This is a genomic window from Cryobacterium sp. PH31-L1, assembly GCF_030063145.1.
GTDB lineage: Bacteria > Actinomycetota > Actinomycetes > Actinomycetales > Microbacteriaceae > Cryobacterium.
The window spans coordinates 581,484-606,996 of sequence record NZ_JASISM010000001.1 but is presented as its reverse complement, the minus strand read 5'-3'; the positions used below and the strand labels follow the sequence as shown (position 1 = coordinate 606,996).

At 62.8% G+C, this 25,513-nt stretch carries 32 protein-coding genes and 1 pseudogene; 14 read left to right on the top strand and 19 right to left on the bottom strand.

Annotated features, from left to right (window positions below; all coding sequences use genetic code 11):
* The first annotated feature begins 26 nt into the window (after positions 1-26).
* Both QMF22_RS02970 and QMF22_RS02965 read left to right on the top strand, forming a co-directional pair.
* Positions 27-257, top strand: a complete 231-nt coding sequence (locus tag QMF22_RS02970) for a hypothetical protein (protein ID WP_283450207.1) — start codon at positions 27-29, stop codon at positions 255-257.
* A complete protein-coding gene (locus QMF22_RS02965; protein ID WP_283450205.1) occupies positions 247-561 on the top strand; it encodes a type II toxin-antitoxin system PemK/MazF family toxin in 315 nt (104 codons plus the stop codon). Before QMF22_RS02970 ends, QMF22_RS02965 begins: the two co-directional genes overlap by 11 nt.
* A 13-nt stretch (positions 562-574) precedes the next feature.
* Here QMF22_RS02965 and QMF22_RS02960 read toward each other — a convergent pair whose 3' ends face one another.
* Positions 575-850: a hypothetical protein gene (locus QMF22_RS02960; RefSeq protein WP_283450203.1), complete on the bottom strand. Its 276-nt coding sequence runs from the start codon at positions 848-850 to the stop codon at positions 575-577.
* A gap of 27 nt (positions 851-877) precedes the next feature.
* Positions 878-1,288: a DUF2256 and DUF3253 domain-containing protein gene (locus tag QMF22_RS02955; protein ID WP_283450202.1), complete on the bottom strand. Its 411-nt coding sequence runs from the start codon at positions 1,286-1,288 to the stop codon at positions 878-880.
* Between the two features lie 72 nt (positions 1,289-1,360).
* On the opposite strand from QMF22_RS02955, the gene QMF22_RS02950 reads away from it, so the two are divergent.
* The 5 genes from QMF22_RS02950 to QMF22_RS02930 all read left to right on the top strand — a co-directional run bounded on the left by QMF22_RS02950 (position 1,361) and on the right by QMF22_RS02930 (position 5,475).
* A complete protein-coding gene (locus tag QMF22_RS02950) occupies positions 1,361-1,735 on the top strand; it encodes a YccF domain-containing protein (protein WP_104133257.1) in 375 nt (124 codons plus the stop codon).
* A 245-nt stretch (positions 1,736-1,980) separates the two neighbouring features.
* Positions 1,981-2,721 (top strand): glucose 1-dehydrogenase, encoded by a 741-nt coding sequence (locus tag QMF22_RS02945; RefSeq protein WP_283450195.1) that lies wholly within the window; start codon positions 1,981-1,983, stop codon positions 2,719-2,721.
* An 86-nt stretch (positions 2,722-2,807) separates the two neighbouring features.
* A complete protein-coding gene (locus QMF22_RS02940; RefSeq protein WP_283450193.1) occupies positions 2,808-3,395 on the top strand; it encodes a TetR/AcrR family transcriptional regulator in 588 nt (195 codons plus the stop codon).
* A gap of 528 nt (positions 3,396-3,923) precedes the next feature.
* Positions 3,924-4,256, top strand: a complete 333-nt coding sequence (locus QMF22_RS02935) for a helix-turn-helix transcriptional regulator (RefSeq protein ID WP_283450191.1) — start codon at positions 3,924-3,926, stop codon at positions 4,254-4,256.
* Entirely contained in the window at positions 4,249-5,475 is a 1,227-nt protein-coding gene (locus QMF22_RS02930) for a type II toxin-antitoxin system HipA family toxin (protein ID WP_283450188.1), read from the top strand. Before QMF22_RS02935 ends, QMF22_RS02930 begins: the two co-directional genes overlap by 8 nt.
* A 322-nt stretch (positions 5,476-5,797) precedes the next feature.
* Here the strand turns inward: QMF22_RS02930 and QMF22_RS02920 are convergent, their stop codons facing one another.
* The 6 genes from QMF22_RS02920 to QMF22_RS02895 all read right to left on the bottom strand — a co-directional run bounded on the left by QMF22_RS02920 (position 5,798) and on the right by QMF22_RS02895 (position 11,194).
* Positions 5,798-6,055, bottom strand: a complete 258-nt coding sequence (locus tag QMF22_RS02920; RefSeq protein ID WP_283450186.1) for a type II toxin-antitoxin system RelE family toxin — start codon at positions 6,053-6,055, stop codon at positions 5,798-5,800.
* Complete coding sequence (locus QMF22_RS02915) at positions 6,052-6,300, bottom strand: type II toxin-antitoxin system Phd/YefM family antitoxin (RefSeq protein ID WP_283450184.1); 249 nt, start codon at positions 6,298-6,300, stop codon at positions 6,052-6,054. Before QMF22_RS02915 ends, QMF22_RS02920 begins: the two co-directional genes overlap by 4 nt.
* 115 nt (positions 6,301-6,415) lie before the next feature.
* On the bottom strand, positions 6,416-7,075 hold the full coding sequence (locus tag QMF22_RS02910) for a BRCT domain-containing protein (RefSeq protein ID WP_283450182.1): 660 nt from the start codon (positions 7,073-7,075) through the stop codon (positions 6,416-6,418).
* A 145-nt stretch (positions 7,076-7,220) separates the two neighbouring features.
* Complete coding sequence (locus QMF22_RS02905; protein ID WP_283450179.1) at positions 7,221-8,429, bottom strand: DNA cytosine methyltransferase; 1,209 nt, start codon at positions 8,427-8,429, stop codon at positions 7,221-7,223.
* Positions 8,430-8,683: 254 nt separating this feature from the next.
* Entirely contained in the window at positions 8,684-9,787 is a 1,104-nt protein-coding gene (locus tag QMF22_RS02900; protein ID WP_283450176.1) for a HindVP family restriction endonuclease, read from the bottom strand.
* A 486-nt stretch (positions 9,788-10,273) separates the two neighbouring features.
* The gene (locus QMF22_RS02895; RefSeq protein ID WP_283450173.1) at positions 10,274-11,194 is read right to left on the bottom strand and encodes a nuclease-related domain-containing protein; all 921 of its coding nucleotides are present in this window, start codon (positions 11,192-11,194) and stop codon (positions 10,274-10,276) included.
* A 161-nt stretch (positions 11,195-11,355) separates the two neighbouring features.
* On the opposite strand from QMF22_RS02895, the gene QMF22_RS02890 reads away from it, so the two are divergent.
* On the top strand, positions 11,356-11,853 hold the full coding sequence (locus QMF22_RS02890; RefSeq protein ID WP_283450171.1) for a DUF2510 domain-containing protein: 498 nt from the start codon (positions 11,356-11,358) through the stop codon (positions 11,851-11,853).
* A gap of 181 nt (positions 11,854-12,034) precedes the next feature.
* On the opposite strand, the gene QMF22_RS02885 is transcribed toward QMF22_RS02890, so the two are convergent.
* From QMF22_RS02885 to QMF22_RS02865, 5 genes are all read right to left on the bottom strand, one after another.
* On the bottom strand, positions 12,035-12,316 hold the full coding sequence (locus QMF22_RS02885; RefSeq protein WP_283450168.1) for a type II toxin-antitoxin system RelE family toxin: 282 nt from the start codon (positions 12,314-12,316) through the stop codon (positions 12,035-12,037).
* Positions 12,316-12,576: a type II toxin-antitoxin system Phd/YefM family antitoxin gene (locus QMF22_RS02880; protein WP_283450166.1), complete on the bottom strand. Its 261-nt coding sequence runs from the start codon at positions 12,574-12,576 to the stop codon at positions 12,316-12,318. The genes QMF22_RS02885 and QMF22_RS02880 overlap by 1 nt, the downstream gene beginning before the upstream one ends.
* A gap of 81 nt (positions 12,577-12,657) precedes the next feature.
* A complete protein-coding gene (locus QMF22_RS02875; RefSeq protein ID WP_283450164.1) occupies positions 12,658-13,203 on the bottom strand; it encodes a phosphohydrolase in 546 nt (181 codons plus the stop codon).
* A 26-nt stretch (positions 13,204-13,229) separates the two neighbouring features.
* Complete coding sequence (locus QMF22_RS02870) at positions 13,230-14,009, bottom strand: TY-Chap2 family putative peptide chaperone (RefSeq protein WP_283450162.1); 780 nt, start codon at positions 14,007-14,009, stop codon at positions 13,230-13,232.
* Positions 14,006-15,457 carry an ADP-ribosylglycohydrolase family protein gene (locus tag QMF22_RS02865; protein WP_283450158.1) on the bottom strand — a complete coding sequence of 484 codons (1,452 nt, stop codon included), beginning with the start codon at positions 15,455-15,457 and terminating at the stop codon, positions 14,006-14,008. Before QMF22_RS02865 ends, QMF22_RS02870 begins: the two co-directional genes overlap by 4 nt.
* Positions 15,458-15,547: 90 nt before the next feature.
* On the opposite strand from QMF22_RS02865, the gene QMF22_RS02860 reads away from it, so the two are divergent.
* Together QMF22_RS02860 and heR are read left to right on the top strand one after the other, a co-directional pair.
* Complete coding sequence (locus tag QMF22_RS02860; protein ID WP_283450156.1) at positions 15,548-16,174, top strand: NrtR DNA-binding winged helix domain-containing protein; 627 nt, start codon at positions 15,548-15,550, stop codon at positions 16,172-16,174.
* A gap of 182 nt (positions 16,175-16,356) precedes the next feature.
* The gene (heR, locus tag QMF22_RS02855) at positions 16,357-17,160 is read left to right on the top strand and encodes a heliorhodopsin HeR (RefSeq protein ID WP_283450154.1); all 804 of its coding nucleotides are present in this window, start codon (positions 16,357-16,359) and stop codon (positions 17,158-17,160) included.
* Between the two features lie 31 nt (positions 17,161-17,191).
* On the opposite strand, the gene QMF22_RS02850 is transcribed toward heR, so the two are convergent.
* The 5 genes and pseudogenes from QMF22_RS02850 to QMF22_RS02835 form a co-directional block, all read right to left on the bottom strand.
* Positions 17,192-17,512, bottom strand: a complete 321-nt coding sequence (locus QMF22_RS02850; protein ID WP_283450151.1) for a hypothetical protein — start codon at positions 17,510-17,512, stop codon at positions 17,192-17,194.
* Between the two features lie 97 nt (positions 17,513-17,609).
* Positions 17,610-18,272: an HAD family hydrolase gene (locus tag QMF22_RS02845; protein ID WP_283450149.1), complete on the bottom strand. Its 663-nt coding sequence runs from the start codon at positions 18,270-18,272 to the stop codon at positions 17,610-17,612.
* Positions 18,269-18,877, bottom strand: coding sequence for a TIGR03557 family F420-dependent LLM class oxidoreductase (locus tag QMF22_RS02840; RefSeq protein WP_283450737.1), 609 nt, complete (start codon positions 18,875-18,877; stop codon positions 18,269-18,271). The genes QMF22_RS02845 and QMF22_RS02840 overlap by 4 nt, the downstream gene beginning before the upstream one ends.
* 95 nt (positions 18,878-18,972) lie before the next feature.
* A pseudogene (locus tag QMF22_RS17445) lies at positions 18,973-19,233 on the bottom strand (LLM class flavin-dependent oxidoreductase); the annotation flags it as partial.
* 118 nt (positions 19,234-19,351) lie between these two features.
* Positions 19,352-21,166, bottom strand: coding sequence for an HNH endonuclease signature motif containing protein (locus tag QMF22_RS02835; protein WP_283450147.1), 1,815 nt, complete (start codon positions 21,164-21,166; stop codon positions 19,352-19,354).
* 145 nt (positions 21,167-21,311) lie between these two features.
* Between QMF22_RS02835 and QMF22_RS02830 the strand changes: the two genes are divergently transcribed.
* The 3 genes from QMF22_RS02830 to QMF22_RS02820 are packed head-to-tail and all read left to right on the top strand — an operon-like array spanning position 21,312 to position 23,042.
* Positions 21,312-21,935 carry a LysE family translocator gene (locus QMF22_RS02830; RefSeq protein WP_283450145.1) on the top strand — a complete coding sequence of 208 codons (624 nt, stop codon included), beginning with the start codon at positions 21,312-21,314 and terminating at the stop codon, positions 21,933-21,935.
* A 47-nt stretch (positions 21,936-21,982) separates the two neighbouring features.
* Entirely contained in the window at positions 21,983-22,498 is a 516-nt protein-coding gene (locus QMF22_RS02825) for a hypothetical protein (protein WP_283450143.1), read from the top strand.
* 4 nt (positions 22,499-22,502) lie between these two features.
* Positions 22,503-23,042: a DNA alkylation repair protein gene (locus QMF22_RS02820; RefSeq protein WP_283450141.1), complete on the top strand. Its 540-nt coding sequence runs from the start codon at positions 22,503-22,505 to the stop codon at positions 23,040-23,042.
* Here QMF22_RS02820 and QMF22_RS02815 read toward each other — a convergent pair.
* Positions 23,032-23,634: a TetR/AcrR family transcriptional regulator gene (locus QMF22_RS02815; RefSeq protein ID WP_283450139.1), complete on the bottom strand. Its 603-nt coding sequence runs from the start codon at positions 23,632-23,634 to the stop codon at positions 23,032-23,034. The genes QMF22_RS02820 and QMF22_RS02815 overlap by 11 nt on opposite strands.
* 122 nt (positions 23,635-23,756) lie before the next feature.
* On the opposite strand from QMF22_RS02815, the gene QMF22_RS02810 reads away from it, so the two are divergent.
* Complete coding sequence (locus QMF22_RS02810) at positions 23,757-25,496, top strand: CocE/NonD family hydrolase (RefSeq protein WP_283450137.1); 1,740 nt, start codon at positions 23,757-23,759, stop codon at positions 25,494-25,496.
* Positions 25,497-25,513 lie beyond the last annotated feature (17 nt).

Below are 25,513 nucleotides of genomic sequence, written 5' to 3'. Positions count from 1 at the left end.
CTTACATGTCGTACTACGCTCGTTTCATGGCCATAGTCAACTTTCGCACCGACGAACTCACGCAACAGGCTCTCGATGAGCTCACGGCCGACGGCGCAACAGTCTCTGCCGCGATTCGTCAGGCCCTGCTCGACGCTGCACGCCAGAAACGGCGTGACCTTATGCGGCGTGAGTCCACCGCTCTGCTGACTGACGCTGCCGACCTCGCAGAAAGCCGAGCCGTGCTCAGTGACATGGACGACCTGCGTGCGTGGTGACATCCACCGGTTGCGCGCAGCACGGGGCACGCGTGGCCACGAACAAACTGATGAGCGTTTCGCGGTCATCCTGCAGTCCGACGATCTCATGCTGTCGACCGTCCTGGTGGCCCCGACGTCCCGTTCCGCTCGGCCCAGAAGCTTTCGCCCCACCATTTCGATCGGTGGCGAACTGACACAGGTGCTCGTCGAGCAGACATCCGCTGTCGCGCCGGAACGTCTCGGCGTGCTCGTGGGACACGTCAGCCGGGAAGAACTCGAAAGCATCGACGATGCGCTGCGCCTCGCACTGCAACTGGACTAGCAGCGCAGCCCGCTCAGCGCGCCACCCGATAAGTCACGTGGGTGACCAGTTGCCGCTCAACTGAGCTGAGCTTCTCAAGCTTGAGGTCGTCCAGTCCCGCCAACAACGGCTCGCCGGCGCGCAGCACCGCGGTCGCAATGGCGGCGATTTCAGCGGCGTTCTCGTCGGGCCGCTCAAACCGCCAGCGGGCCAGTCGGTCGCCGCCTTCTCCAAGCGGATGCTGAAGGCTCTGATTCACGCCCGCCGCGTAGCCGTCCTCCGAGACCATCATGACGCAGGTCACTGTCATGTCGATCGCTCCTCCTAGTGGTAACGCTTAGCGCGGCGTTCGCAACCGAATCGCGCCCTTGGCGGTTGACGGGTCGACCACCACGCCGCCCTGGGTGATCTGTAATTCGCCGCGGGCGACCATGCGTCGTGCGGCCCGGCGGGCGGGCTCCATCAGGTCGCGCCACTCCTCGCCGCCGATTGCCCGCGCCGCATCCGACGGGCAGATCGTGGCATCGTGCGCGCGAGCCTGAAGCAGCGCCGCGATGGTCGCTTCGAGCTGCAGGTCTGTCTTGCTGACCCCGTGTGACCGGCACGCTGCCGAGCAGTACTTCACCGAATCCCAATTGTGGGCCCACTTGGCGCGCCACTCAATGCGGCGCCCGCACGATGCGCAGGTCTTCTGCGCCCGGTCCATTGCGGGGTCAGCCTCGGCTGGGTGTCGTTGACGGTGGGCCATGACGACCATCTTGCCCGCAGAACGGGGATCGTGCCGTACCCGGCGGCAGCCACCTGAGAGAATAGTGCCACCATGAAGACCCTCCTCAACATCATCTGGCTCGTGCTTTCCGGCTTCTGGCTGTTCCTCGGTTACATGCTCGCTGCCGCCATCATGTGCATTCTCATCGTGACCATCCCCTGGGGAATCGCCGCGGCTCGCATCGGCGTCTACGCGCTCTGGCCGTTCGGTAAGACCGTGGTCGACGCCCCGGGTGCTGGTGCCGCGTCACTTTTCGGCAATGTCGTCTGGGTCATTCTGGCCGGCTGGTGGATCGCCCTCGAACACCTGCTCTCCGGCATCGCGCTCTGCGTGACGATTATCGGCATCCCCTTCGGCATCGCCAACTTCAAGCTGATCCCGGTCGCACTCATGCCCCTCGGCAAGCAGATCGTCGACACGCCCTAACGCGCGCTGACTTCTGAGGCAGGTCAACCACCGAGTACCGCTGCACCGCCGCGACTCCCAGTACCGAAGGTGTCAACGTCGCGCGGCGCAGACAGTCGTGCGGATCACACACCGGCATCTCCCAGAAACTTATTCGACACTAGTAGAATAGATACTGACGGGGAAACGTGATTCGACCTACAGAATCAGATTCCGCCGATGCCACGCCCGCCCCGCAGTCTTCAATCGACAACAGGAGGATTCACATGGCTCGTGTCACAGGAAAAGTCGCACTCATCAGTGGTGGAGCACGCGGAATGGGCGCCTCGCACGCTCGGCTGCTTGCGAAAGAGGGAGCGAAGGTTGTCATCGGCGACATCCTCGACGCGGAAGGCGCCGCCCTTGTCGCAGAAATCGGGGACTCCGCTCGCTTCATTCACCTCGACGTAACGAAGTTCGAAGATTGGGAAGCCGCCGTGGCACTGGCTGTCACCGATTTCGGCGGACTGGACGTATTGGTCAACAACGCTGGCATCGCCAACTTCGGCCCGATTGCCGACTACACGATCGACGCGTGGAACGCGATCCTGGCGATCAACCTCACCGGCCCCTTCCTCGGCATCAAGGCGGCCGTTCCTGAGATCATCAAGTCGAAGGCCGGCTCAATCATCAACATCGCTTCGACTGCAGGCATCCAAGGTTACGAGGCTCTGCCCGGTTACACCGCCACGAAGTTCGGCCTGCGCGGCCTCACCAAATCGGTAGCGCTCGACCTCGGCCAGTACAACGTGCGGGTCAACTCGGTGCACCCCGGCGTCATCAAGACCCCGATGACCGAGGGGCTCGACCAGTCTCAGAACCACGTGGCTCTGCACCGCGCGGGCGAGCCGCAAGAGATCTCCAACCTCATTTTGTTCCTCGCCAGCGACGAGTCCAGCTTCTCCACCGGAGCTGAGTTCATTGCGGATGGCGGAGAAACCGCCGGACTGTCACACTACACAAGCTGATCGGCACGGTGACCGGCGCATCACGGCATCGGTCACCCCCTTCGGCCCCGAGCACTGAGCCGATAGCGAATAACGGAGGAGCCGCCATGAAGATTGATCCACGCATGGCGCGCACCCGCCAAGCGCTGACTGAAGCCCTGCTGCGACTGCTCGACAGCACCAACCTCAACAGCATCACTGTCGCCGGCCTCTGCCGGGAAGCGGGGGTGCACCGCACCACCTTCTACGGCCACTCCCCCGACGTGGTGAGCTTCGCGGCGGCACTTTTCGTGGGTGAACTTGACTCGATCGCCCGCGTCGACATCGATCCGGCGAGAGCCGGCACCCCTGAATCGATCAGCACCGCCTACGCCGCATCCCTGCGGCAGCTCCTCGAGCACGTGGCGACGAGACGCCCCGTCTACCGCGCCTTGTTCACCTCGCCGGTCGGGTCGGGTTTTCGCGTCCACCTCACCGAGCGCATGCGTGACCGCGCCCTCACTGCGATGAACAGCTGGAGCCAGCAGGGCATCGCGACCGCCGTCGACAACGAGAGCGCGGCTGCGTTCATCAGCGGCGGCCTGGTCGGATCGATCGAATACTGGTCGGCATCGAACCGCACGGATGCCGCCGCCTACGCTGCGGCGATCGCTGACCTCATGCCGGGCTGGTGGCCCCGACCGACCAGCCTCTAGAATCGGCACTCCCGCCGTGAGCGAGAGCACGCACCCGGCCGCGTTCATCTCTCTCGCCTGAGATGCGGGCCGTCGTGTCCCTTCGGAGTCCGCACCGGCGCGGAGTTCTCCTTGGGTCGACGGTGGCGGGTGGAATAAAGTACACAACGTTGTCTGTCACAACCACGTCCCAGCCTTCTCGATGGATCTTGTGATGGCAGGCTCTGCAGCGATTCGAGGGTCATCCGCACGATGATCGTGGTGCAACCGAGAGTTCCTAGCCCCTCCGTGATCAAGTGTTCCTGTGCACAACACGAAAAGAGTCAGGCCTGTGGAGGAGAACCCAACGGGCCGCAGGACGGTCGACCGGATTGGCCGTCAATGACATTGACGCTGACCACGGTCGATGAAATCGGCTCAGCCCGGGGGTCGCGGAGTTTTACACGCCCTGTCTGGTTGGTGTTATTTTCATTCGTATTTAATGCTCGTTTGTCTGCGCATTATCATTTGTAATGTGTATTCTAGTAAACATAAAGGAGGTTTACCGCCGTGCCAGAGAAGCGACGGACACCCATTCCCGTTCGTCGCGCCATCCGCGAACTCGGAGCCGACGCTCAAACCTGGCGCAAGCTTCTTGGCTTGACCATGGAGCAGGTCGCCGACAGGGCCGGCGTCAGCCGGGGCACCCTCGCCAAACTGGAATCCGGCAACGGCGGCGTCAGCCTGGAAACAACGCTGCGCATCTTCCGAGCCCTCGGAATCATGGACACGATCGTCTCGAGTGCCGACCCGTACCGCAGCGATCTGGGCCGGCTCCGATCCGAAGAGATTCTGCCGCAGCGGGTGCGACAAAGCACGCCAAAACGGGTGTCTCATGACTGACGCCGAAGTGTGGGTACAACTGAACGGCTCCGACGTGCGGGCCGGAACCGTCTATTCACACCGTCGACGGGGATCCGAGAGTGCCACCTTCGCCTACACACCTGAGTATCTGGCAAAGCCGGGCGCCTACTCTCTCGATCCTGCCCTTCCGATGTCGTCGGGCGCGTTCAATACAACGGATGGTCATAGCCTGTTCGGCGCATTCACCGACTGCGCTCCTGACAGGTGGGGGCGGCGACTCCTCGAACGGTCGGAACGCCGTCGCGCTTCCAGAAATGGTGTCACTGAGCGCAGTTTCGGCGAACTCGACTTCACCCTCGGCGTCAGGGATGACCTGCGCCAAGGAGCCATTCGATTCCGCATGCCTGACGCCGCTGCCTGGCAAGCCGAAGAGGCCGGGAGTGTGCCACACCTCGTTGACCTGTCGCGACTGCTCCGTGCCGTCGAATCGGTGGAGAGTGAAAACCCGGATGACGAAGCTTTGCGCTTGCTGTTGGGTGCCGGAAGCTCGATCGGAGGCGCACGTCCAAAGGCGGCCGTCGTAAACGGTCGCGGTGAACTGTTGATAGCGAAATTCCCACGCGTGGGCAGTGACGAATGGGATGTCATGGCCTGGGAGCACCTATCCCTCACTCTCGCGTCCCGCGCCGGCATCAACACACCGCGTCACGAGTTGATGAACGTTGCCGGACGAAACGTGCTCCTCCTCAATCGGTTCGATCGGCAGGAGTCACACCGAATCGGATACGCGAGCGCGATGACCATGCTCGAAGCGGTCGACGGTGAGCGGCGCAGCTATTTGGAAATCGCCGAGGTCATCGAACAGTCATCGTCGTCGGCTACGAGTGAGCTCAACGAGCTGTGGCGGCGGATAGCATTTTCCATCCTGATCTCCAATACCGACGATCATCTTCGGAATCATGGCTTTCTACGGTCCGACTCCGAAGGCAGTTGGAATCTGTCGCCGGCGTTCGATCTCAACCCCAATCCCACACCAGGGACCAAACACCTGTCGACCGCCATCGACTTCGACACCTACACGGCAAACACCGACATGCTGCTAGACGTGGCGCCCTATTTTCGGGTGCGCAACCCCCGGGTGGTCCTCGCTCAGATTGCCGATGCGGTCTCCGGTTGGGCCGCCGAAGCGCGCCTGCTTGGCATTGCTGAGAGCGAGATCGACCTGATGTCCGGGGCTTTTGCGGCAGGAGAACGTTAAGACTGAGCTCGCGTGAGAGCAGGTTCACTTTGATGTCACCGAGCGACAGCGGCAGGACCGACAGCGTCACGGAGCGTTGCTGGTGGATCTCGCTTGGGTCGGAGTCGCTCACGGTGCTGCCGGCGAGAATGGAGCCCATGCGGGTGAGGGCGCCGGTGGCCACGAGCAGCGCTTGCGCGAGCATAGTCCCGGCGTCCGAGCGGCCCACCAGGGCCACGTTGCGAATCTTCTCGAGGCGTCGAGCAGCACGAGGTCGTCCTGCTGTGACGTCGAAGGCGGCGCTGTGGGCAACGATAACGCGGCCGTCGAGCAGCACCACGCGCTACTCGTACACGTCCCGGCGATGACCGACGGTGACCACGACCACCACAAGGACGTCGTTGCGAATGGTGTAGATAATGCGATAGCTGCCCACCCGCACCCGATAGCCGTCCCGGCCTTGCAACGCTCTCGCCCCGGGCGGTCGAGGGTCTTCGCCCAGCAGGGCGATGGCACCTTGTACCCGACCGCGGTCCTGCAGATCAATACGACGTAAAGCTTTGACCGCTGCCGGGCGCAATTCGATGCGGTACTTGCTCACACCCAACCGAGATCCGCTTTGACCTGCTCCCAGGGAATGTTGTCGCCCTCGTCGGCCATCGCCACGTCAAACGCCGCTACATCCTCAGCCTCCTCAAGCGCTTCTTGCATGCGCGCGTAGTGCTCGGGGCTCACCAGCACAGCAGCGACTTTTCCGCGACGCTCCAAGAAGACGGCCTCTGAGGCGGCCTGGGCGATCAACTCGGGCAGGCGCGCCCTAGCGTCGGTGACACTTGACTTCGACATTCCTCAAATGTACATCCGTGTGATCGCGATGTACATGTGTCCGGCCGGTATGCAGCTGACCGCAGAGCGGCGCGCGGCCAGCTGCGGTCGTTAAACGCCGAAACGTTCCCGGCATTCAGCGCAGCGGAAACGCTCCGGCCAGCCGGGCCAGGGCGGCCTCCCCCACGATCGGAATTCCGTAATCGCGAGCCTTGCGGGCCTTGCCCGAGAGGGAGTCCGGGTCGGCGGCGACGAGCAGCGTGACCTTCTTGGTCACGGCGTTATTCGGGGCGAAGCCGCGGGCCAGCAGCTCCGACTCCCAGTCACTACGGGGTCGCATCATCTCGCCGGTCAGCACTACGAGGTCGCCCAGGTGCAGCTCGAAATGCGCGCTGGTTACCACCACCACCGTCGGCTCGGGCTGGTCGAGCGCGGCGTCCAAGGCATCCGCTGAAATGTCGAGCAGGTTGGCGACGTCGACGAGGTCGGCCATCTCATGCGTTGTGAGTACGCCGTCGGCCCAGGCGATGCGGGCCAGCGCGGCGAAATACTCGCCGTGCAGCAGCTCGCAGCGGTGCCGGCTCAGGCCGAGCTCCGCGGCGAGTTGCACGAGCGCCTGCGCTTCGTGCGCCGAGAGCTGCCGGTCGAGCAGGCAGCGATCGAGCAGAGCGAGGTAATCCTGGTGTTCAGCCGGCCCGGTGATCTCGGGCAGTCGCACGCTGATGCGTTCCAGAAAAGCGGATGCCGTCTGCTCGGTCGCAAAATCCGGCCGCGCGAACCGCTGCAACACCATCATCCGGATCCCATTTCACACAATGGCCATCGTGCGCAACTTCGACCGAGTTACCTGACGCGGTGATTGAACTTCGCGCGCCCTGCAAAATCACTTCTGCACACCTGAAGCTCAGTCAAATATCGACCGATGCCACGACGAAACGAAACTAGACCACCACGTTTTTAGATTCGGGGGTCGCGGGACGCGATAGCTTACTTTCACCACCTGAAGGAATAGGAGTCATGAACTCTACATACAACTTTGCGGCTCGACGAAGTTGAGATCGGACTGCCGGAACCAATTCTTGGAAGCCAACTCCGGCTGCTAAATCAACTAAATATTGGAGATCTGGGTATTCGGGAAAAGGCTGAAGTTGATTGGCTCTGCGAACTCGCGACACTACGTCGTTCAAGGACCGCGAATGACCATCAGCTGATCGCGCTTCAAGCCAAACAAGGAATTCATCCAACGAATTCTCATGCTGGGATCGAGCATGGTCCATCACATATCGGCCAATAAATTCAGCAAGCTTAACTGGAACCGCATTGCCAATGAGTTGCTCAACATGTGTCTTTGGTCCTTCCCAAATAAAACTGGACGGGAACGTCTGAATGCGTGCTCTCTGCTCCGTCGTAATAGCCATCACCGAACCATCCAACTCATGACTATCGCCGGAATGACCCGGATAACCGCCTGGGATAGGGCGATTCACTCCCCGCATCGTCGGGGCAGGCTCATCGATCGAAAACACAGCTCTGCGGCTGTAGTTGCGAGGATGACGATAATAATGGTCACCGCCAAAAGATTCTCCAAAGTAGTCGCGAACCGTCATTGGCTTCGTAGAGGCCAAGGCTTCTGGCGGGACGCTAACAAATGAATCTTCTGCCCCAAGGCGTCCAATACAGAAGAATCGCTTGCGCTTCTGCGGTGCCCCGTAGAAGCTTGCATCCAGAACTGTCTCAATGAGACCATACCCGGCCTCTTTGAAGTTCGCACGTGCGTCTTGATATGCCGCGCTACCTCTTGCTCGTTCAACGTTCTCCATTACGAAGTAGGCCGGTCGAACCTTTGAAACAATTTGAGAGAATGCCACAGTGAGGTCTGCACGGCCCTGCTCGATGCGCTTGCCGGCACTCGAGAAGTCCTGACACGGGGGCCCGCCAATAATCATGTCTGGAGCAAAATCACTTTTGAGAAGGGACGACACTCCTTCAACATCTGAGAGATCCATCTTGAAAATTGGGTGATCAAAGTTCTGGCGATATGTCGCGATCGCCGGATCCCAATTCTCGAATGCAGCGACAACATCCACCCCCGCATCCGCAAATCCCCTCGACAACCCCCCACAACCGGCGAAAAGGTCTACAGCACGCATATTTCCTACATTCTTTGACGTCAACTACTTGACGTCAAGTCTACATGCCTCAGGGCCGGTAGAGCTCGAGTATTGGCGTGCGTGATCCGGCCCGTCGGGTCACGTCCCGTCGTGCGTGCAGAAGAGATCGAGTCACCTCGCAAACATCGTCCTTGCCCACTTGCACACGTGCCAAACATCCCATTGCCCGGTTCTTACTGCCTTGGATGCGCTGAAGTCGCGGTTGGCAGTTTAGAGGACAGGTATTCCGCATGCTATTCGACTGGCCCGCCAAGCGCTGCCGATGGCTTGACACTGTCACGGATCACCTGAATGAAAATCGCTGCATCAAGCCGACGCTCTGGGGCGAGGAATTTCACCCCGTCACCGAGAATAATATTCGATAGCGCTGACGCGGGGATGCGTGGTGAGGATAGGTATTGTCCACGAAGGTGAACAATGGTCTTGTTGCCTGCAAATGAGGCAGCCTTGTCCGTCTGCTTATTGTAGGTAATGGACTCGAAGGTATTTGCTCTATCAAATGAACCCTGCGTCGAATAGTCCCAGAGCATTTTCACTAGCCAAATAATGGAGCGCTGTGGCCGAGATATCTCGTCTCGAATCGTCCTAGACGAGTCAAGGAGCAGCTGGCTCCACGCCAGGTCAGTCCAGACGAAAACATCAAAACAATCGTCCTCAAGCACAGGCGTTTTGCCCACAGTTCTCCATATCGGGTGAAGAACCATCGGAGTCTGGAGTTCGAGTCCTCGCCGGATAACTTGTTCAACGGCGTTAAGAATTTCAGGCAGTCGTGCCAGCATCTTGGGCTCGTCCGGCCAGGGCATTTGGGCAGGATGAGAAATGAACTCATTTAACAATTCATTTAGAATACGACGCCGCTTCAGCCCAAAAGAGGCGCATATTGTGACGGCGAGCTGTTCAATCATAAGCGGGCGCGAAACTATTTCGCAAGATTGTTGATCGTGCGGTTTTTCGGCTGATGAGCTATCGGGGACTGTCGTAAGTTTTATTTCTAGAGCACGCCTGTGGCTGCCGTCAGTAGCTGCGATGACAACATCGGATTTCTCGGGTGCATCTTTCGAGAATGGAATATGTCGGCTGTAAATTGTTTCGAAAAGAAATCGGGCCTTGTCTGGTTCAACATTTAGAATTTGGCTGAGTGGAGTCAGCGTTTGGCGAGTTGCGATCCGGCCAGCTGATGTCTCGTACGCGCTGATCAAGACAGGGTCCAGACCCTCGCTGTCCATATATCGAGCAAGAGCGATTGGGAGGCTGTTCGTGAAAACATTCTTTCCCCAAGAATTTGCCTGGGCAAAATCACGACTGCTACTCCCGAGCCCAAAAAGTCCTGCTACCAAGATTGCCCCCTACATTCAATAACAGCGCTCTCGCGCCACTTTTTTTACGCATCCATTGCACGAAAGATACTTGATGCCGCCATAAAATCGACCCGTCGCCCAGAGGTGGAGTCGCTTCGTGACCACTAATCTCTACTATGCCGTATTGCCCGGGCGGTGTTGGATTTGCTTCTGGGGCGGTCACCTCGCTGGGCACACGGTCGACGATGGGGAAGTCTCTGCTCCACTCTTGTCTAACCACGGCCTGAACGCACCAGGTGCCACGCAACCGCAAGGGTCGTCGGGCCAAAGGGTTTGGGCGTTGCCGAGATTGCTTTTCCAAAAGTGCTCAGCGTGTGATGACAAAGGAAGCGACTCTCGCCATCGAGTCAGCAAGCCTTGCGCCTGGGGGAGATGTCGACCCGAGTTTGCGTTGGTGATCGAGCATCACATGAAGCGGCTTCACCCCGTGGTGTAGATAGCTTGATCTGTGTGCTTACCGGTGCATCATCCCGTGAATTTTGCTGTCTCAGGTGCCGTCCAGGTCTTCTTCCAAACCGGCGTGCGAGGAACGGCGACACCTACCGCGACATCTAGCGCCAAGTATGGGTCGCTAGAGGGCGCCGAGAATCCCAGGGCAAACTTTTCGTAGAGCGGCACACCGACGAAGACTACGAGCGTGGCCACCGTCGCGAAGCTGAGCAGGGTCCATGTGACGCGTCGTACCCTCGCCGTCTTGACTTCACCGTCGATAAGAGCGAATTGCGCCATCAAGTCGGAACTCGTTGGCGACGCGGGTGCAGACCAAGATGCGGGCGCGTCGATTATGGCAGCGAGCTCGACCAGCTGGACTTCGTCGAGCTGCACCGGCCGTCTTAGGAGCCAGCGCCTCAAATCCGTGGCATCCAGAACACTGACGCCATCAGGCTTCTTCTTGATCGTGATCGACGCGGGGTTGACCAGCGCGATCACGGCCTGCGCGGGCGGGAGCTGCGGCATCCGCCCGTGAAGCTTTTTGGTGACGCGCGTGGCCTCGAATGTGGAGTTTCGAAGGTACGGCTGCTTTTGGCCGTTGACCAGGAAGGACCGTTCGGCGATCCAGATCTTCTTGCCGCGGTGGTGCTTGGTGTTGATGGTGAAGATTCCGCCGGGACCAACTACGAGGTGGTCGATGTCGGCGCTGGCTTTGCCGATGGGGAGAGCGTGGAAGACTCGCCACTCGGGCGGGAGCCGGCTGAGAATTTTGCCGACCTCGATCTCGCCCTGGGCGCCGCGATACCAGGCGACGCTGTCGGCGGCCAGCGGGTTGATTCCCCAGAACCGGGCGAAACGCGTGCGCGGTGGCATCGTCAGCTGCTGGCGGAGCAACTCTTCGATGACCGATTGGGCGGCGATCTGGTCGCGCATGCCCGGTTGCTGTGTTGTCATTCATCCCCCGCTGATCACAGCCAATCTAGCGTTTATTGTGTCGCCACTAAATCGAGCGAGGGTGAGTAGGCGTATTCCCCGTGTTGGGGGCGGCAGCGGGCTGCGGTTCATCCCTATTCTGGGGAGGACGACGCACTCACCGTCAGAACGAGGATGTAGACGTGACCACTCCAGGACCCGGTTGGTACCCAGACCCCAGCGGGACTCCGCAGAATCGCTGGTGGAATGGCACCGAGTGGGCTGAACCCCCGCAGCCGGCCCCGCGCGAATTCGCCCCCGTCGAAACGCCCGCTGTTCCGACCTATGTACCCGCAGCGGGAGGGTACGTTCCGATGGCTCCCCTGCCACCCGCGGCTCAGCAGCCGATGGTCGGGAGTAGTTCCCGCATGAAGCGCATTGAGAAGGATCGGCAGTTGCGCCGAAATAACCCCATGGCCTACACGGGCATCGTGCTCGCACTCATCGGCATGATCTTCAACCCGCTCGCACTGCCCAGCATTCTCGGCGTCATCTTTTCGAGCATCGGGTTGTCGAAATCATTCACTTTAGAGGGCCTCGGGTATCGAGTTGCCGGCCGCGGCATCGCCATAGCCGGACTTATCTTGGGAATCTTGGGACTTGGCTTCTTCCTGTTCAGCTTCGTTGACGTGTTCAGCTAGCAGTGCTGCGGCGGAATCGCGCGAGTAGCAGCATGCGCTTGTTTGATGATTGATTAGGCGAGTTGGGTGAGCCGCACGAGGAAGTCGACCAGAAGCGGAATCACGACGAGTCCGAAGGCAACGTGCGACAGGATCAGACCGAACCTCGAGGCCTCCTGCGGGCCGTGAGGTCTCGTGCCGTTCAGCGCGATCCGTACGCGTCGGCGCGGTGCGCGATGCGCATTACGAAAACGACGTGCGCGTCTTCATCGACCTCGACCAGAACGCGGTAGGCGATTCCAACGTAGCCACTTCGCATACCGGCGAGTTCGGCACCAAGCGCTTTGGTGACGCGCAGCGGGTTCTCCGCGAGGGGACCCTCGCAGAAGCGGAGGACGGCGTCGGCAAGTTTGGTCGGCATCCGCTCGAGGGCAAGAACGGCGGGACCGGTCAGCCGCACTTCAAATGGTTCGCCGACGGTCACTACCGGCGCGCCAGCTGTGCACGCACCTCTGCGAGGCTCAGCGTGCGGCCGGCCGCGAGGTCAGCCTTGGCTTCATCAACTTCAGCATGATGGAGAGGATCGGTGAGCCACCGCAGTGTCTCGGTCAGCGATTCAAGGTCGTCCGGGGAGATCATCACAGCGGCTGGCTTACCGTGTCGCGTGATGACCACCGCGTCATGGGTTGCCTCGACGCTCTCAACGAGGGCAGAAAGTTTGTCTTTCGCTTCACTAACTGACATAGTCCGCATGCTGGAATTTTAGCCGATATTTTGGCTATTTCTCTAGCCGTTTTATAGCCAAAGCGTCGATTCCTGCGCTGGCTATACCGCGTGCTGGGCGAGGATCTCTTCCAGCGTCGTGCCCAGATACCCCGCCGACCTCTCGTACTTCTCCGTGAGCCGCGCCCGCGCCTCATCCGACAGCCCGGCCTGCCGCAAAGGGTCGGCGTTGTGCGAGATGTCGGCCCGCTTCACGATGAGCGCGAGCGGGTCGGCGGCAACGCGGGCCATCGACTCGGCGAGCGGTTCTCCTTGTTTCTTGGTAATGGCACCCACTGCTCGCACGATGTGTTCTGAGAAGCCGAGGGCGCGCAGGTAGTCGAGCGTGACGGCGGTGTCTTCGACCACGTCGTGCAGGGCGGCCACGATCTTCTCGTCGTCGGTGGTGACCCGGCGCATCACGGCGAGCGGGTGGCAGATATACGAAACGCCCAGCTTGTCGCGCTGGCCGGCGTGCGCCGAACGGGCGAGGTTGACGGCGACGTCGAGCATCGACGCTTGCGGCGTCGCGAGCATGTAATCAGCGACCGATGCTTGCACGTCGACCAACGTATTCGCTAGGGGCGTCTTCGGGGCGGGGTTGGACACGGTGGCGCTCCTTGGTTCGGTGGTCGTCAGGGCAGGCTGAGGCCGAGCACGCGGGCCGTGGTGAAAGCGAGCCGCCGCCCAAGCTGGTCATAGGTGGGCATCAGCTCGACCGGCCCCCATTCGGTGTGGATCACCCCGGCCGAATCGAAGATGGCGACCGGCTCGAGGTTGCACAGCAGCGCCCAGAACGGTTGAAAGAAGTGGATGTCGCGACCGGTCGCGAGAATCTGGGCATCCGCTGCTTCTGCGTAGTCGTCGCGGGCCTTGCGTGCCGACGCGAACGGGGCAAAGTAGGGGCAGTCGGGGTCGTCGTAGGGACGCATGGGCGCAGGCACGGCGTACCACTCGTGGCGGTCGTCGACCGCGGTGGCGAGCGCGCTGGCCATGACGCGGTAGGTGAGCGAGTGTGGTGTGGTGACCGGCACGGCCTTGGGAATGCCAAGCCCGGTGCCCACCTCGATGCGTTTGAGGGTTTCGTGCGGGCTCACCGCGGACATCATCTCAATCCAGCTGATGCTGGTGACCGCGCCGTTCACGAGGTACTTGCAACCGCCCACGAGATCCCACTGGATGCTCATGCTGTCTTGCTCGTCGTGCACGATCACCAGGCGGCCCTCGCCCTCGACCTCGTGGCCCGACACGCGCAGGTGCGGGTGCCGGCGCACCAGTTCGCTCGCGAGCCACCAGATCTGCGCGGTGAGAAATCGGTCGGCCGGCGGAGTGTATTCCTCGTAGCCGTCGCCACCATCTTCGTCACCGTTGGTGGACGAGTTGTTTCCGGAATCATTGGATGCTGGGTTGGTCATTTGCTCGTCTCCTCGGTGGTGGCGAGGCGCGTGATGGCGTCTCGCAGAAACCGCTTCGGCGTGGTGCGCGGCAGAACCTCGAGCACCTGCCTGAGTGCCCAGTCGATCGCTACCCCGCGGTGGAGTGCTGCATACAGTGCCGCGACCGACGGCGTGCGGCTCTGCGCCTGCGCGCAGTGCACCAGCACCGTGTGCCCCTCGGCCCGCAGCGCGGCGATGGCATCCACCGTGTCGACGAGCACGAAGTCGAGATTGGGATTCTCTGCGGGGTCGTCTTTGTCGATCAAGCGCACCTCCACGTGGTGACGGATGTGCGGGGGCACCTGCTTTGTGCCCACTCGACAGAGCGAGACCACCGCGTCGACCTCGGGCGGCAATGCTTCGAGGGCTCCCGCGGCGCCGATCCAGACCCCTTCGTCGTGCGGGTGCTGCAGCAGGGTCGAGACGTCACCGAGGTAGCTGTAGTCGAACCGTTCCTTCTGCGCGTCGCCACAGATTCGTTCGCCGAGCCGCACCAGATCGGCGCCGGTCAGGCTCGCGCCGTTGACTTTCGGCCAGCCGTGCACGATGCGGCGCCACTTTGCCGGCACAGCGGATGCGCCCCACCGCGCCCCCAGCAACCCGCCGGCGATCGCCGCCACGGTGTCGGTGTCGCGACCACCGCGCACCGCGGCTTCGAGTGCGAGACGCAGGTGTGTCGCATCCAGTTGGCTGGTCGTGCTGATGGCCGACCAGGCGCCCTGCAGGGCCTCGACCACCCAGCCGTTGTGCGCGAAGTCTTTCGGCTCGCTGGTTTCGGCAACCGCGATGCGGCCTTCCCAGAGCTCCCGGCGGTCGGCGGGAAGGGCGGCCAGCCCCACGCGCACGTCGAATTCGCCGTGCAGCACCGCGTGCCGAATCGCGAGGCACCAGAGCACGCAGGCGTCGCCAGCATCCGCTTCGTAGTGAGTGAGGCTGCTGAGGGTGCGGGCCGCCTCAGCGAGCGCCGCCGGGTCGTGCAGGTAGGCGAGCGCCACCGGGGCCGTGCGCATGAGCGAGCCATTGCCTCCGCTTCGTCCATTGCGTTCGTGGTGCGCCTTCGCCACCGCACGCACAGCGGATGCCGTGGGCTCGGTTCGCGACAGAATAGCCCGCAGCTGGATCCCCACGTCGGGTGCGGTCTTGGCCCAGTTGACCCACTGGGCCACGATGCCGTCGAGCACCCTCTCGTCGCGGAGGTCGAGGCCGGCGGCGGCGGCCTGGGCAATGGGAACGGCCATGGAGGTGTCGTCGGTCCACTCCCCCGGTGACCAGTTGAAGCCGCCGCCACCCTTCATGACCACGGGGGTGCTGCTCTGCAGGGGCGGGCCGAATTCGTAGCCGGCGCCGAGCGCGTCACCGCTGGCCAAGCCGAGCAGCACGCCGGCAGCGCGATCTTTCTGAGCGGCGGTGAGTTTTTTCTGTGTCATGTGGTCTCCCCAAGTAATAAGATCAAAGTTCATCTATTGCCAACGTAGCACACTTTTGAATAATTGGCTCAACTCTGCTTCAATCAACCTATGACCGAGTATCGAGACAGCGCCAAGAAACTTCTCACCGATTACCCCCGCCCCTCCGTGGCCGTGGATACGGCCGTGCTCACCGTGAAAGACGGCGCTCTCTGCGTGGCCCTCGTACAGAACAAAGAGGGCTGGCGTCTGCCCGGAACCTTCCTGCACGAGCACGAAACCCTCGCCGACGCTGTGCTCCGCTCCCTGCGCGACAAGGCCCATATTATTGGCCTGCGCCCGCGCCAGCTGCATGTTTTCGATGCCCCAGAACGGGATAACCGGGGCTGGGTGATCTCGGTGGCGCATCTCGTGGCGGTACCTGAGGCATCCGTTTCGCAGATTGAACTGACGCCCGTGTCTGAGGCTCGCGACCTGGTCTACGACCACAGGGAAATACTTCGGATGGCGGTAGACACCCTGCGCAACTCCTATCAGGCCTCGCCCGACCCCGAGCTCCTGCTCGGCCTGGAGTTCACGCTGCTCGAACTTCTGCGCCTGCACTCCGCGATCGCGGGTGAACCACTTGGCAAAGACACTTTCCGTCGGCGCGTGCTGCCCCAACTCAGCGAAACGGATGCGTACAAGCCCGGCCTCGTGGGCAAGCCCGCGAAGCTGTTTCGGCACGCTGCGCTCTGAGGCTCCGCGAAGCCCGTCGCTGAGTCGACGTCGACGTCGACGTGCAGCGATATTCGGCTTTCCGACGACGAGAAGACCACCCGAGGCCGCATAAACTCGTGGTAGCACGGTTTCATACCTCACGATGCTCGTCGACGGGTAATTCGTTGGCCGCTCTTCCCCTCAAACAGCATGAGAGACGCATGATGGCACGCAAGGTTCGCAGCACTGACCAGCAGATCTCCCGCCTACGCCGGTACAACATCGTTGCCGGTTCCCTGCACCTGCTGCAGGCTGTCGGCTTCGCTTATGTGCTGACACTGCTGAGCACGCAGGTCACTTTCGCCGTCACGGCCGATTACCTGGGCGGTGCCCCGGGCGCTCCGGTGCCGCCCGAACGCGTCACCCTGTTCGATGTCAATGTGGGCATCGGCGTCGTGGCGTTTCTCGCACTGTCTGCCCTGTTCCACTTCCTCATCTCTTCACCCGGGTTCTTTCCCCGTTATTCGGCGGGGTTGAAGCAGAACCATAACTACTTCCGATGGGTCGAGTACGCCCTGAGCTCCTCGATCATGATCTGGTTGATCGCCCAGATCACCGGCATAACCGACATTGCGGCGCTGTTTTTGATTTTCGCGGCCAATGCCGCGATGATTCTGTTCGGGGCGCTGCAGGAGAAGTACGAGACGCCGGGTAGCCGACAAATGTTGCCATTCGTCTTCGGGTCGATGGTGGGCTCGGTGCCGTGGATCGTGATTCTGATCTACGTCGTTGCGCCGGGCTCCAACAGCAACGTGTCACCGCCTGCCTTCGTCTACGGGATCATCATTTCGCTGTTCCTGTTCTTCAACACCTTCGCGGCGAACCAGTGGCTGCAGTACCGCCAGGTCGGTGCCTGGCGTGACTACCTGCAGGGCGAGCGCGTCTACATCACGTTGAGCCTCGTGGCCAAGACCGCACTGGCCTGGCAGGTGTTCTCCGGCGCGATCATCCCCGCTCTGACGTAGAGCAGCAGCATCCGCTCGTCTGAGACGTCGATCAGGCGAGCTGGGTGATCCGCACGACGATGTCGAACAAGAGCGGAATGACGACGAGACCGAACGCAATGTACGACAGGATCAGACCGAACTTCGAGGCCTTCTGCGGGCCCTCGCGGCGGCGCGCGTTGTGGCCGACGACGATGCCGACAACCGGCAGGAGGTAGCAAAGCACGGTCACGACGCCGATCACCACGAGATTGCCGGGCAGCAGCGCCAGCAGGATCGATCCGACGATAAACACGACAATGGCGGCCACGCCGATACCGAGAGCCACGGAGCTGTGCGAGTTCGTGGTGCGGGTTGCCTGCTGGGTGGACATCGAGACCTCCATGTTCGTCACGGAGCGAGATCAGTCGCCCCGAGGGTGCCTGACTACGCTAGCCGACGCCGCGTCGAAGGTCGAGTTGGCGCCGCGTTCAGCCACCGAGCCCGAGGTCGGGCAGTCGCGCCAGAAGGTCGGCCGGGTTTTCGAAGATGGCGGCAGCACCCGCTTCGATCAGCATCTGCTCGGCGATGCCGCCGCAGAGCATGGCGAACGGCTGCACTCCGGCGCGGGACGCCGCCACCATGTCCCAGACCGAGTCGCCGATGAAGACCGCCTCCGCTGGCTCCACGCCGGCGCGATCGAGCGCTACCCGCACAATGTCGGGCTCGGTTTTGGCCACTTCCACGTCGTCGGAGTTCGTGGTGGCGTGAATGGCGTCAGCTGAGTCGAGCAGGTCGAGCAGAATCTGCAGTTCGTCCTCCGGTGCGGAGGTAACGAGCACGACGATGTAGCCCTGTTCGGCGAGCGCGCTCAGCAGCTCGCGGGCCTGCGCGAACACTCGTAATTGCGGGGCCAGGGCTGCATAGCTTTGGGCATGCAGGCTTTTCGCCTCCGTCAGCCAGTGCGTGTCACGGTCGCCGACCAGCGAGTCGAGCATTTGGCCGGAATCCTGACCGATGGAACGGTGAATGCGCCACGCCTCAACGTCGACGCCCAACGTTTGGAACGCCCGGTGCCACGCCTCAACGTGCAGGTAATTCGAGTCGACCAGGGTTCCGTCGATGTCGAACAGCACAGCGCGTCGGCGCGTCATCGGCTACCCGCGGAGAGCAGGCGGGGCCGCAGCGTGCTTTCGAAGAAGTCGAAGAAGCCGTCTTGGTCGGGCCCGGCGTTCATGAGCGCGACGTGGTCAAAGCCGGCATCGGTGAACTGGCCGATCACCTCGAGGTGCCGCTCCACGTCGGGGCCGCAGGCAAACTGCTCGCGGATGTCTTGCTCGCGAACCGTTGCGGCCGCCGCCTCGAAATTCAGCGGGTTGGGCAGTTCAGCCATCACCTTCCAGCCGGTGACCGACCACGCATTCGTTGCGTGAGCTGCCGTCACGGCGGCTTCTTCGGTGGGTGCCCACGCGAGTGGAGCTTCGCAGTAGAGCGGCCCGGTACCGCCTGCGTCGCGGTAACCGTCGACCAGCTCACCCTTCGGTTCCACGGCGAAGAGGCCATCACCGTGTTCGGCGGCCAGTGCGACGGATTTCGGGCCGCTGACGGCCACGGCCAAGGTCGGCAGTGTGTCGGGCAGGTCGAAGATGCGGGCGTCTTCGAGCTTAAGGTAGCGGCCGTCGTAGTTCTGATAGCCGCCCTGCCAGAGCAGCCGGATGATGTCGAGCGCCTCGTCGAACATGGCGTGCCGTTCGTGGATGCCGGGGAACCCGCGACCGACGATGTGCTCGTTGAGCCGTTCACCGACCCGACACCGAGCGTGAAGCGACCGTCGGAAAGCAGCGCGAGCGTTGCGGCCGCTTGAGCGATGATCGCCGGGTGGTACCGCACACTCGGGCAGGTGACACCTGTGGCGATCTCCAGCGTCGTGGTCTTCGCGGCGATAGCGCTCAGCACATTCCAGACGAATGGCGAGTGCCCCTGGGCTTCGACCCAGGGATGAAAATGATCGCTCATCTCCACGAAGTCGAATCCGGCTTGTTCGGCACGCACGGCCTGGCGAACGAGTTCCTGCGGCCCGAAGCTCTCGGCGATCAGCTTGTATCCGATTTTCATGCTCGCACCTTATGCAGGTCGGCAAGCTGCGGCAAGGCCGTTACACGTCGGGCGACGCGTCGACATAATGGCCGTCGCGCGAGAATCGCCGGACCTGGACAAGTCTGGGATCGCGGGGTTAGAACGGGGTTGGATCTGCGTCGTCGATATTCCAGGTGGCGGGGTTCCACGGGTCGCGCGGGAATTCCGGCTGGTGTGGCGCTGCTGCCTGTGACGATGCGACGGCCGGTGGCGCGGTTGGTGGTCGCGGAAAGCTTATGCGGGTGGCGGGGTCGGTGGCGTAGTGTTTGCCGGCTGGGCTGGTCCAGTGAAGGGTACCGTCGGGGTCGGCGACGGTTTTCCAGTCGCTGAAGTGCTTCAGATTGTGGTGGGCGGGCGAGAGAAAGTGCAGGTTCGTCGCGGTGGTGGGGCCACCGAATTGTTTATCGATGGTGTGGTCGAGGTCGCTGTGGCCGGCGGAGCGGTTGCAGCCGGGGAACCGGCAGGTTCCATCTCGGAGCCGGAGGTATTTCTTCAACGCGGCCGGCACCCGGAACGGTTCACTGCTGACGTCGAGCACGACACCGGTGTGCGGGTGCGTGAGAACTCGCAGCCAGCTGGTTGCGGTGCCGGCCAGCTTGCGGGCGGTCTCCGGGTCGATTGGGCCGTAACCTTCGAGGTCGCCGGGTTCCTCGCTCTTGCCCATCAGGGTGAGCACCGGAACGGTGATGTTGACGTTGGCGGTGAGGCCGGCGCCGAGGCCGGCGCTGGTGACGCCCTGCTGGAGCAGGTCGACGGCGACATCGGCGCGGAGTTCGCTGAGGGTGCGGGGTTCATCGGGGCCTTGCAGGCTGATCGCGGCGTCGGTGACGCGGGTGTAGATGCCCTGCAGGTCGTCGCCGGCACCGCGCAGCCAGAGCGTGGCCATGCCATCTTTGTCGGGAAAGAACAGCACTTTGCGATCGGACAGGCATCGGGCGCGGCGCACGGTAATGCTGTCGGGGTGGAAACGTTCCCTGAGTTTGCGGGCCTTGCCGTCGAATTGCGTGGGAGTGAGACGTTGGGCGTGGGGCAGCAGCACCGTTTCCAGCTGGTCGCGGGCGGATTCGGGCACGGAGTCGAGCTGGTCCAGTAGTCGGCGGGCGTGCCGGAGCGAGATATCGCCGGTGCGGAGCGCGGTGAGGGTGTCGGGACGCTCGACCACCAGTTGGCGGCTCTCCCGGAACAAGCCGGACGCGGAGCCATTCGGGATGCGCAGCGCGCACGCCATCTCCGCGACCAGGCCCTGCTGCGCGGCAAAGGCGTCGTCCCAATCGTGCTCGTGCCCGGGACCGGCATGCGCGCGCCCGGTCTGGGCGGTCTGGGTGGTGTAGTCCCACGCTTCGGCGAGAACCTCGGCTTTGCTGGCCTGCGCCCACGCTATGACTTTCTCGAGGAACAGCACCCGATCGACTAACTGCGCCTGATGCCGCTGAAACGGAGTCAGGCCCTCGAGCGGGTTCGGCCCCGCCGGGCGTTCGTCGGCCGGGCCCGCGTGGGCCGGATCGTCAGGGGCCCAATCGTCGGGGGCCCAATCGTCGGAGGCCTGACCGAATGGGTCGAACCGGGCATGGTCGACATAGAGGGTATGAGCGACGTAATCGGCGTACAGGGCCTCTTCGCGGAGGTTCTCGTCGAACAGGTGCTCGGGCGGCACCGCCGCGAACACCTCTGTCAGGTCGAGACCGGCCGGGATCGGCGGGCCATCAGGTAGCTGCGGAGCCCGTGCCTGCGCGGCCGCTTCGGCTTCGGCTTCGGCTTCGGGCTCGGCCGGGCAGGCCGCTTCGCACTCTGCCCGGAACGCCTCAGCCCAGACGCGGTTTTTTGCAGAAATGAACCATTCGGAATCGGGCAGACCCTGCACGAAACGATCGATCACTCCCTGGTGCTGGGGGGTGTCGCCGCTCTGGCTCATAGAACAAGTGTACCAAGGACACCCCGTGAAGTCGAGGGATTCTCACAAATATCGGGAATTCTGTACGAAATTGCATACGAACACATGACGGGATTTCGCCGCTCGGGCATCCGCTTTCTCAGCGGCACCCGCGCTACGCTAACGTGTGCAACTTTCCCTCTGGCTGGCCCTCGTCGGCGCCGGCGTGCTGATCAGCTTCACCCCGGGCGCTGGCGCGATCAACACTATGAACAACTCGCTGACCAGCGGGTTTCGTCGCTCGATCTGGGGAATCCTCGGGCAGCAGGCGGCACTCGTAGTGCACGTGGCTGTGGTGGCGCTCGGCGTGGGCGTGCTCGTGGCCAATTCTCCCGTGCTGTTCAATGTGATTCGGTATGCCGGGGCAGCTTACCTGGTGTTTCTGGGCATCCGTTTATTGGTGCAGAAGCCCGACCCAACGCGGGACCTGGCTGCACCGCGCACACGCGAACCGGCCGGGTCGATGTTTCGCCGCGGCCTGTGGGTCAACCTGCTGAACCCCAAGGCGCTCGTGTTCTTTCTCGCGTTCATGCCGCAGTTCATTCGGCCCGAGCAGCCGCTGCTCCCCCAGTACCTCGTGCTCACGGTCACGGTGGTGCTGATCGACGTGATCGTGATGTGGCTGTTCTTCGCGGTGGCGGCGAAGACGTTTCAGCGCTTCACGAACACCGCTCGCGGGCAGCTGATTCTCAACCGCACGTTCGGCGTGCTGTTCGTGGCCGTCGCGCTGCTGCTGGCGCTGGTGCATTGAAATGCCGGCAGCAGCTCCTCTAAGCGGATGATCGGTACGCTTACTTGATGAGTACCACCGAAACACGACCACCGCGTCTGGCGGTACTAGCGGGGATCGTGGGCTTCGCGGTCGTTGCGGTGTATGCAATTACCGGGGCGCTGCAGATTCTGGTGTGGAATCCGCTCGCGGCGGTGCCGGACGCGACGCTCGGGCAGATCCGCGCCGACATGGCCCTCGCCGGTGAGAGCCTCAGCGCAAACGGAGTCGTCACCTGGGCTGGCCTCGGGCTGCTGCTGGCCGGGGCGATCCTGCTGGTCGCGACCATGCGCCGCACCAGTCGGGTGTGGCCGGTCGTGGCGGCCTATCTGGTGCTGCTGGTGTTCGCCGCGCCGGGGCATTTCTTTGTCTCGTTCGGCCCCGGCATGTCGCTGGCCGACACGTTCATGATTTCGGGCGGGGATCACACCCCGTGGGGCATGGTCTTGTACCTGGTGAGTGCGGCTGCCCTGCTGGCCCTGATCGTGGTCATCATTCGGTCCGCTCGCGCTGCGGCCGATTTGGCCGCGATTCGCGCAGAATAGACGGATGACTGACGCCGGCGACTTTGTAGACCGCACGCTGCAGTACGAATCCACCTGGGAACGGGCTGCCGAGTGGCAGGCGCAGCTGGGTACCGAGCTCGACGTCTACGGCGCCTCCGTGGGCGCCGTGCGTGGAACCATTCGCGACCTGGCCCGCCGCCACAGGAACATGACCCACGACGAGGTGACCGCGCTGAGTTCCGAATTGTGGAACATGCCGGTCTTCGAACGACGCCTCGCCGCGATCGTACTGCTGCAGTCGAACGTGACCCGGCTCGACAACACCGATCTCACGCGCATAGAGGGATTTCTGCGCGGTGCTGCTGTGCCCGAACTTGCGGATCCGCTCACGTTCGACGTCGTGTTCCCGTTGGTGCTGCACCTGACCGGACCCAATCGATCAAGAGCGGATGCAGCGCTGGCCCGGTGGGCGCGAGACGGCGACCCCTGGCTGCTCCGTGCTGCACGCGGCGTGAGCGCGCGGATCGTGAGCGAGCAGCGGTCAGGGCCCGCAGCATCCGCTGCGTGGAAGGTTATGCCTTGAGCTCCTGCGGCACCAGAATCTGTTGGATCGCGGGCGCGACGATGCCCACGAGCGTGTCGGTGTCGGCAGAGGCGAGCAGGGGCACCCCGATGATGCGCCGGCTCGTAACGATGCCCACGAGCATGGAGGAGGCCAGGCCGGCTCTCAGGGCCGCCTCGGGCCCGGCGCTGGCCCGAGTGCCGCTCTCCAGTCGAGATTCGATGAAACCGCGCAGGCGTTCACTGGCCTGCTCGTTCACGATCGCACCGCGCAGCATGGCCATGAGAGGTTCGGACTGCTCGGGCGCGCCCTCCCAAGCGCTGAGGTAGGCGCGCACCACCCGCTCGCCGAGGTGTTCGTCGGGCCCCTGGAACGCGGTGTTGAACAGCTCGAGGGCGGTCGGCGGAATGGCCATGACGGCCGCGAACAGTTCATCTTTCGAGCGGAAGAACTGCATGACCTGCGACGCGTCGACGTCGGCATCCGTTGCGACGACTCGAATGGTGGTTGCCGTGAAACCGTCGCTGGCGAACCGGGCGCGGGCTGCGTCGAGTATGGCCTGGCGGGTGCTGCTCACGCCGGGTCGACGGCCGCGGCGAACTGTCTGCTTCATGTCTCTAATCTAACTCGTGGCAAGAAATATATCAACGCCTGTTGAGTTTAAGGCCCGGCGCACGTACGCTCTCAGTCAGGCAGGCACGAGCTCGCCCCGCGAAGCCCACGAAGGAGTTCACCATGAGCGACGACCAGAATATTTTTGTACCGTCCCACCCGCTGCCGCCTGGCCGAACGGGTGCGCTCACCAGCTTCGATGCCGGCACGCGAACGCTGAAGGCGGGCTTTCAGATCGCGCCACAGTTCGCCGCCATTCCCGTGGACATCGTTCTCGAAAAGGATGTCGCGGTGCAGCTGCGCGACGGCGTCACGATTCACGTCGACATTTTTCGCCCGGCCGGCGCGGAGAAAGTGCCGGTTATCGTGGCCTGGAGCCCCTACGGCAAGGGTCAGGGCACGTCGATGAGCGTGATGGGCGTGTTCGGATTGGTCGGGCTCTCCAATGGAATCGTCTCGGGCCTGGAGAAGTTCGAAGGGCCGGACCCGGCCTACTGGTGCGCGCAGGGCTACGCGATCTGCAATCCCGACATCCGCGGCGTCGTCGACTCGGACGGCAACAGCGTGGTGTGGGATCGCCAGGAAGGCCGCGACTGCTACGACCTGATCGAGTGGCTGGCCGAGCAGGCGTGGTGCAGCGGCAAGGTCGGCATGAGCGGTACCTCCTACCTCGCCGTGGCGCAGTGGTTCACCGCGGCCGAACAGCCGCCGCACTTGGCCGCGATCAACCCCTGGGAGGGCGTGAGCGACGTCTACCGCGACCTCGTGCTGCGCGGCGGCATGCCCGACACCGGCTTTGCCGGCATGCTGCAGAACGGCAGCTTCTTCGGCAAGAACCAGAAGGAGGACATCCTGGCCGAGGCCGAGCGCTACCCGCTCATGACCGAGCTCTGGGAGAACAAGATTCCCGACTTCGCCAAGATCACCGTGCCGGCCTACGTCGTGGCCAGCTACTCCAACACGCTACACACTGCTGGCACGTTTCGGGCCTGGCGCCGCATGGCCTCAACCGACAAGTGGATGCGCGTGCACAACAGCCAGGAATGGCCCGACTACTACGACGAGGCGAACCGGGAAGATCTGCGCCGCTTCTTCGGCCACTTTCTCAAGGAGGAAAACAACGGGTGGGAACTGACGCCGCGCGTGCGCTATTCCGTACTAGACCTCGAGGGCGGTGACCGAGTCAACCTGACCGCCGACACTTTCCCTCCCGCCGACGTCACCTTGACCAGGTACTACCTCAACGGCCGTTCGCGCGCCCTGACCACCGAAGCGCCCCTCGATCAAGCGTCGGCGACCTACAACGTTGCCGCCACCGCCAACGCAGTGTCGTTCATCACCCGATTCGCTGAAGAGACCGTGCTGGTGGGTTATCCGAAGGTGCACCTCTGGGTCGAAGCCCAGGGCTCCGACGACATGGACCTGTTCGTGCTCGTGCAGAAACTCGACGCCTTCGGCACGCCGCTGCAGGCATTCACCGTGCCCAACCAGAGCGCCATGGCCCACGATCTCACCGACCACGGCGCCACGATTCTTCGGTACAAGGGTTCCGACGGTCGGTTGCGGGCATCCGCTCGCCATCTAGACGCGACGCTGGCAACGGATGACGTGCCCGCGCACAGCTTCGACCGCACTGAGAAGCTCACTCCCGGCGAGATCGTGGAGCTGCAGATCGACCTGTTGCCGATCGGGCTGGCCTTTCACCCCGGCGAACAGCTGCGCTTTGTCATCAGCGCCCGCAACCTGCTCGGAACGATGATGCCCGGCATTGCCGAGTATGTCGGCGCCAACGCCGGGCAGCACATCATTCACACCGGCGGCGAGCACGCCTCCTATCTGCAGCTGCCGGTGCAGGGCGCCTGAGCCGTCTCGCCGTCGGC

Coding starts and splice junctions, on each gene's coding strand:
- QMF22_RS02895 (WP_283450173.1), bottom strand. CDS start 11,194: ATGACAACACAGCAACCGGGCATGCGCGACCAGATCGCCGCCCAATCG.
- QMF22_RS02845 (WP_283450149.1), bottom strand. CDS start 18,272: ATGACGCGCCGACGCGCTGTGCTGTTCGACATCGACGGAACCCTGGTC.
- QMF22_RS02880 (WP_283450166.1), bottom strand. CDS start 12,576: ATGTCAGTTAGTGAAGCGAAAGACAAACTTTCTGCCCTCGTTGAGAGC.
- QMF22_RS02910 (WP_283450182.1), bottom strand. CDS start 7,075: ATGATGGTGTTGCAGCGGTTCGCGCGGCCGGATTTTGCGACCGAGCAG.
- QMF22_RS02915 (WP_283450184.1), bottom strand. CDS start 6,300: ATGTCGAAGTCAAGTGTCACCGACGCTAGGGCGCGCCTGCCCGAGTTG.
- QMF22_RS02870 (WP_283450162.1), bottom strand. CDS start 14,009: ATGACCAACCCAGCATCCAATGATTCCGGAAACAACTCGTCCACCAAC.
- QMF22_RS02950 (WP_104133257.1), top strand. CDS start 1,361: ATGAAGACCCTCCTCAACATCATCTGGCTCGTGCTTTCCGGCTTCTGG.
- QMF22_RS02940 (WP_283450193.1), top strand. CDS start 2,808: ATGAAGATTGATCCACGCATGGCGCGCACCCGCCAAGCGCTGACTGAA.
- QMF22_RS02960 (WP_283450203.1), bottom strand. CDS start 850: ATGACAGTGACCTGCGTCATGATGGTCTCGGAGGACGGCTACGCGGCG.
- QMF22_RS02825 (WP_283450143.1), top strand. CDS start 21,983: ATGAGTACCACCGAAACACGACCACCGCGTCTGGCGGTACTAGCGGGG.
- heR (WP_283450154.1), top strand. CDS start 16,357: ATGATGGCACGCAAGGTTCGCAGCACTGACCAGCAGATCTCCCGCCTA.
- QMF22_RS02905 (WP_283450179.1), bottom strand. CDS start 8,429: ATGCGTGCTGTAGACCTTTTCGCCGGTTGTGGGGGGTTGTCGAGGGGA.
- QMF22_RS02945 (WP_283450195.1), top strand. CDS start 1,981: ATGGCTCGTGTCACAGGAAAAGTCGCACTCATCAGTGGTGGAGCACGC.
- QMF22_RS02860 (WP_283450156.1), top strand. CDS start 15,548: ATGACCGAGTATCGAGACAGCGCCAAGAAACTTCTCACCGATTACCCC.
- QMF22_RS02955 (WP_283450202.1), bottom strand. CDS start 1,288: ATGGCCCACCGTCAACGACACCCAGCCGAGGCTGACCCCGCAATGGAC.
- QMF22_RS02865 (WP_283450158.1), bottom strand. CDS start 15,457: ATGACACAGAAAAAACTCACCGCCGCTCAGAAAGATCGCGCTGCCGGC.
- QMF22_RS02820 (WP_283450141.1), top strand. CDS start 22,503: ATGACTGACGCCGGCGACTTTGTAGACCGCACGCTGCAGTACGAATCC.
- QMF22_RS02810 (WP_283450137.1), top strand. CDS start 23,757: ATGAGCGACGACCAGAATATTTTTGTACCGTCCCACCCGCTGCCGCCT.
- QMF22_RS02970 (WP_283450207.1), top strand. CDS start 27: ATGGCCATAGTCAACTTTCGCACCGACGAACTCACGCAACAGGCTCTC.
- QMF22_RS02815 (WP_283450139.1), bottom strand. CDS start 23,634: ATGAAGCAGACAGTTCGCCGCGGCCGTCGACCCGGCGTGAGCAGCACC.
- QMF22_RS02850 (WP_283450151.1), bottom strand. CDS start 17,512: ATGTCCACCCAGCAGGCAACCCGCACCACGAACTCGCACAGCTCCGTG.
- QMF22_RS02835 (WP_283450147.1), bottom strand. CDS start 21,166: ATGAGCCAGAGCGGCGACACCCCCCAGCACCAGGGAGTGATCGATCGT.
- QMF22_RS02930 (WP_283450188.1), top strand. CDS start 4,249: ATGACTGACGCCGAAGTGTGGGTACAACTGAACGGCTCCGACGTGCGG.